At 73.7% G+C, this 4,956-nt stretch carries 4 protein-coding genes and 1 pseudogene; 3 read left to right on the top strand and 2 right to left on the bottom strand.

Annotated elements, in window-relative coordinates; translation table 11 throughout:
• Both B7767_RS33235 and B7767_RS33240 read right to left on the bottom strand, forming a co-directional pair.
• Positions 1-280 (bottom strand): annotated as a pseudogene (locus B7767_RS33235) (MFS transporter); the annotation flags it as partial.
• A 186-nt stretch (positions 281-466) separates the two neighbouring features.
• On the bottom strand, positions 467-1,249 hold the full coding sequence (locus tag B7767_RS33240; RefSeq protein ID WP_085575356.1) for an IclR family transcriptional regulator: 783 nt from the start codon (positions 1,247-1,249) through the stop codon (positions 467-469).
• 110 nt (positions 1,250-1,359) lie between these two features.
• Here B7767_RS33240 and B7767_RS33245 point away from each other — a divergent pair, with 110 nt between their 5' ends.
• The 3 genes from B7767_RS33245 to B7767_RS33255 all read left to right on the top strand — a co-directional run bounded on the left by B7767_RS33245 (position 1,360) and on the right by B7767_RS33255 (position 4,843).
• On the top strand, positions 1,360-2,322 hold the full coding sequence (locus tag B7767_RS33245) for a 5-dehydro-4-deoxyglucarate dehydratase (protein ID WP_373408258.1): 963 nt from the start codon (positions 1,360-1,362) through the stop codon (positions 2,320-2,322).
• Complete coding sequence (locus B7767_RS33250; protein WP_085575358.1) at positions 2,319-3,626, top strand: glucarate dehydratase family protein; 1,308 nt, start codon at positions 2,319-2,321, stop codon at positions 3,624-3,626. The genes B7767_RS33245 and B7767_RS33250 overlap by 4 nt, the downstream gene beginning before the upstream one ends.
• A gap of 95 nt (positions 3,627-3,721) precedes the next feature.
• Entirely contained in the window at positions 3,722-4,843 is a 1,122-nt protein-coding gene (locus B7767_RS33255) for a carbohydrate kinase family protein (RefSeq protein WP_085575359.1), read from the top strand.
• The last annotated feature ends 113 nt before the right edge of the window (positions 4,844-4,956 follow it).

The following is a 4,956-nucleotide window of genomic DNA, read 5'->3' on the forward strand; positions in this document are numbered from 1 at the left end:
CGGCGGTGGTGAGGGCGGCCCCGCCGTAGCCGACGGCGGCCAGCAGCAGGCCCAGCCGGGCCAGGGTCCGCGCCCCGGCCCGCTCCACGCGCGACGCCAGCAGGAACCCGGCGGTCGCCGAGCTCAGCAGCAGCGCGCTGCCGACGGCCCCCGCCTGGGTGGCGGAGAGGCCGAGCCCGCGTTCCAGCCGTCCGACGGTGGTCGGCAGCAGGTACGGGGCCAGGTACCCGGCCGTGAAAAGGGCGACGAGGGGCCAGGGGGTGGTGCGAGGGGCGAACACGGGCGTTCCCGGGGCGTGCGAAAGGGACGGTACGGAGACCGTGGGGAGGGAGGGGGCGACGACCGTCGACCGACGGGAGCGCGCGGGCAATTTGTATCAAGCGGCGGGAGGGCAACGGGAGCGCGCGAGGTGTGATCTAAGTCACTCTTGCGTTTTAGGTCCGGCAAGGCCGGGTAACAGCGTCCGCTATCGCCAGTGAATGGCCCCGCCACCTGCGGGAACCGTCGTCTCCACCTTCGTCCGGATCTCCCGCATCACGGCGACGATCCGCCCCTCCCGCTCCGGCGTCAGCCGGGCCACCGGCACCGAGCAGCTGATGGCGTCCTGCGCGGGGGAGGCGTACCGCAGGGCGAAGCCGAAGCCGACGATCCCGGGCACGCCCTCCTCGCGGTCCACGGAGTAACCGCGCTCCCGCACCCCGGCCAGATCGGCGGCCAGCGACTCCCGCGAGGTGTGCGTGTTCGGCGTGGCCGCCTCGTACGGCCCCTCGGGCAGCTCCTCGTCCGGCCGCTCCGCCAGCAGCGCCTTGCCGAGCGCGCCCACGTGCGCCGGCAGCCGCCGCCCCACCCTGCTGATCGTCCTCAGGTACTCGTGCGACTCGCGGGTCGCCAGGTACGCCACGTCGTGGCCGTCCAGCCGTCCCATGTGGATCGTCTCACCCAGCGCGTCGGACGCCTCGTCCAGGTACGGGCGCACGGCCCGCACGCGCGGGTCCGAGTCGAGGTAGCTGGTGCCGGTGAGCAGGGCGCGGATGCCGATGCCGTACAGCGAGCCGGTGACGTCGGTGCGGACCCAGCCGCGCGAGATCAGGGTCTGCAGCAGTGCGTACATCGAGCTGCGCGGCACCTTCAGCGCGTCCGCCAGCTCCTGGAGGCGCGCCGGGCGGTCGCCGCGCGCGGCGAGCAGTTCCAGTACCTCCATCGTGCGCGCAGCGGACTTGACCTCGCGCACGCCCCCTGTCTCCGGCATGCGCCGATCGTAGTCCGGCGGGAGGAGGTCCGTGCCGGGCCATTGACGGTTCTCGTTCGCCTACTTAACCTTCATTTTCATACATGGATGACATCTACATGGGGAGATGAGTGAGGGTGAGTCCCGATACGGACCCGAGCGGTACGGCCGCCGTGGCGCGACGCCTGAAGGACGGGATGGCGAACGGGGTGCTGTCCTTCCCGCTCACCGCCTTCCACGAGGACGGCTCCCTCGACCCGGACGGCTTCCGCGCCTACGTCGCCGAACGGATCGCCACCGCCCCCGGCGCCGTCTTCCCCGCCTGCGGCACCGGCGAGTTCTTCTCCCTGGACGAGGACGAGTACCGGCAGGTCGTCACCATCACCGTCGAGGAGAGCGCGGGCCGGACGCCGGTCGTCGCCGGCGTCGGCTACGGCTGGGCGCAGGCCGCCCGCTTCGCCCGCATCGCCGAGGAGGCCGGCGCCGACGCCCTCCTCGTCCTGCCGCACTACCTCGTCGCCGCCCCGCAGGACGGCCTCGTCGCCCAGCTCGAAGCCGTCGCCGCCCGCACCCGGCTGCCGCTGATCACCTACCAGCGGGGCCAGGTCGCCTACACCGCCGACTCGCTCAGGCGGATCACCGCCCTGCCCAACGTCATCGGCCTCAAGGACGGCCACAGCGACCTCGACCGGCTGCAGCGCCTCACCCTCGCCGCCCCCGAGGGCTTCCTCTTCTTCAACGGCGCCGCCACCGCCGAGATCCAGGCCCGCGCCTACGCCACCGTCGGCGTCCCCGCCTACTCCTCCGCCGTCCACGCCTTCGCCCCCGAGATCGCCGACGCCTGCTTCACCGCGCTGCGCGACGGCGACCACGGCACCGTCGACAAGCTGCTGCGCGACTTCTACGTGCCGTTCGTCGAACTGCGCGACCGCGTCCCCGGGTACGCGGTGTCGCTGGTGAAGGCGGCGGCCCGGCTGCGCGGACGCCCCGTGGGCCCCGTGCGCGCCCCCCTCACCGACCCCACGCCCGGCGACCTCGCCGACCTCCGGACCCTCCTCACCGCCGGACTCGACCTCGTAGGAGCCGCCCTGTGACCACGCCGACCTCCCGCGACCTGACCGTCACCGAGGTCCGCCTCACGCCGATCCTCGTCGCCGACCCGCCCCTGCTCAACACCCAGGGCGTCCACCAGCCGTACACCCCCCGCCTGATCGTCGAGGTGGTCACCGCCGACGGCACCACCGGCCTCGGCGAGACCTACGGCGACACCAAGTACCTGGACCTGGCGCGGCCCCTCGCGGACCGGCTCGTCGGCCGTCAGGCGGGCGACCTCAACCGGCTGTTCACCGAGGCCGACGAGGTGGCCGTCGACGCCTCCCAGGTCTCCGGGCAGGTCGACGTCGGCGGACTGCGCGGCGTGCAGACCGCCGACAAGCTGCGCCTGTCCGTGCTCTCCGCCTTCGAGGTCGCCTGCCTCGACGCCCTCGGCAAGAGCCTCGGCCTGCCCGTGCACGCCCTGCTCGGCGGCAAGGTGCGCGACGCCGTCGAGTACAGCGCGTACCTCTTCTACAAGTGGGCCCGCCACCCCGAGGGCGTGCCGGCGGAGAAGGACGACTGGGGTGCCGCCGTCGACCCGGCGGGCGTCGTCGAACAGGCCCGGATCTTCACGGAGCGGTACGGCTTCACCTCCTTCAAGCTCAAGGGCGGCGTCTTCCCGCCCGACGAGGAGATCGCGGCCGTACGCGCCCTCGCCGCCGCGTTCCCCGGACACCCCCTGCGCCTCGACCCCAACGGCGCCTGGTCCGTGGAGACCTCGCTGAAGGTGGCCGAGGAGCTCGGGGACGTCCTCGAGTACCTGGAGGACCCCGCGCTCGGCACCTCCGCCATGGCCGAGGTGGCCGCCCGCACCTCGGTGCCCCTCGCCACCAACATGTGCGTGACGACGTTCGCCGAGATCGAGGAGGCCTTCACGCGGGACGCCGTCCAGGTCGTCCTCTCCGACCACCACTACTGGGGCGGACTGCGCAACACCCAGCAGCTCGCCGCGATCTGCCGCACCTTCGGCGTCGGCGTCTCCATGCACTCCAACACCCACCTGGGCATCAGCCTCGCCGCGATGACCCACGTGGCGGCCACCGTGCCCAACCTGCACCACGCCTGCGACTCCCACTACCCCTGGCAGTCGGAGGACGTCCTCACCGAGCGCCTCACCTTCGAGAACGGCACCGTAAAGGTCTCCGACGCACCCGGCCTCGGCGTCGAGCTCGACCGTGACCGGCTGGAGGTCCTCCACCAGCGGTGGCTCGACGACGACGGTTCGCTGCGGGACCGCGACGACGCGGCGGCCATGCGCGTCGCCGACCCGGAGTGGGTCACACCGGCCGTGCCGCGCTGGTGACCCTCCCGGGGGCGGACACGGAGTGACAGCCGTCACGCTGTCAGTGGTGTGGTGCACACTGGCTTGAACCGCACCACGTCAGGGAGCGCACCGTGATGGCGTTTACCGGGAAGGCACGCGTCGAGGGACCGAACTGCTCGTCCCAGGTCGACCCCCTCGCCGCCCTGCGAGCACCGGACGACCCGCCCTGGGACGTCTACCTCACCGGCACCGTCTTCCTCGACATCGTCTTCACCGGGCTCGGCTCCGCCCCGGTGCGCGGGACCGAGTCCTGGGCACGCGGGATGGGGTCGAGCCCCGGCGGCGTCGCCAACATGGCCACCGCCCTGGCCCGCCTCGGCCTGCGCACCTCCCTCGCGGCGGCCTTCGGCGACGACCACTACGGCGAGTACTGCTGGGACACGCTGGAACAGGGCGAGGGCATCGACCTCTCGCCCTCGCGCACGGTCCCCGGCTGGCACTCGCCGGTCACCGTCTCCATGGCGTACGACGGTGAGCGCACGATGGTCTCCCACGGCCACGAACCCCCGCCCGAGGAGCCGGCCCCCGACTGCCCGCCCCGCGCGCGTGCCGCCGTCGCCTCCCTCACCCCCGGCCGCGGCGCGCCGTGGATCGCGCAGGCCGCGCGCAAGGGGGCCCGCATCTTCGGTGACGTCGGCTGGGACGACACCGGGGCGTGGGACCTGGCCGCGCTGTCCGACCTGCGGCACTGCGAGGCGTTCCTGCCGAACGCGGAGGAGGCGATGCGGTACACCGGCACGGACTGCCCCCGCGAGGCGGCGCACGCCCTCACCGAGCACGTGCCGGTCGCGGTGGTCACCCTCGGCGCGGAGGGCGCGTACGCGGTGGACCGGCGTACGGGGGAGACGGCGTCGGTGCCGGCGATCGAGGTGGAGGCGCTGGACCCGACCGGGGCGGGGGACGTGTTCGTGGCCGGGTTCGTCACGGGGTCGCTGGCGGGGTGGCCGCTGGCCGACCGGCTCGCCTTCGCGGGGCTCACGGCGGCGCTGTCCGTCCAGGAGTTCGGGGGGTCGCTGTCGGCGCCGGGGTGGACGGAGATCGGGGCGTGGTGGCGCCGGGTGCGGTCGGTCGAGGGGCAGGACCCCTCGGCGCTGGGGCGGTACGAGTTCCTGGCGGGGCTGATCTCGGGGGAACTGGTGCGGCCGTGGCCGCTGCGGAGGGCTGTGCCGACCATCGGCTTCCGCCGGTCGGCCTGAAACGGGGGCCCCGCACTTTCGTCGCCGGGGGTCCGCCCCCGCACCCCCGCTGCCGGGGCTCGGCCCCCCGCCCCGCTGCGGGGGCCCCGCCCCCACACCCCCGCCAGGGGGCT

The organism is Streptomyces sp. 13-12-16 (assembly GCF_002114215.1).
Classification (GTDB): Bacteria; Actinomycetota; Actinomycetes; order Streptomycetales; family Streptomycetaceae; genus Streptomyces.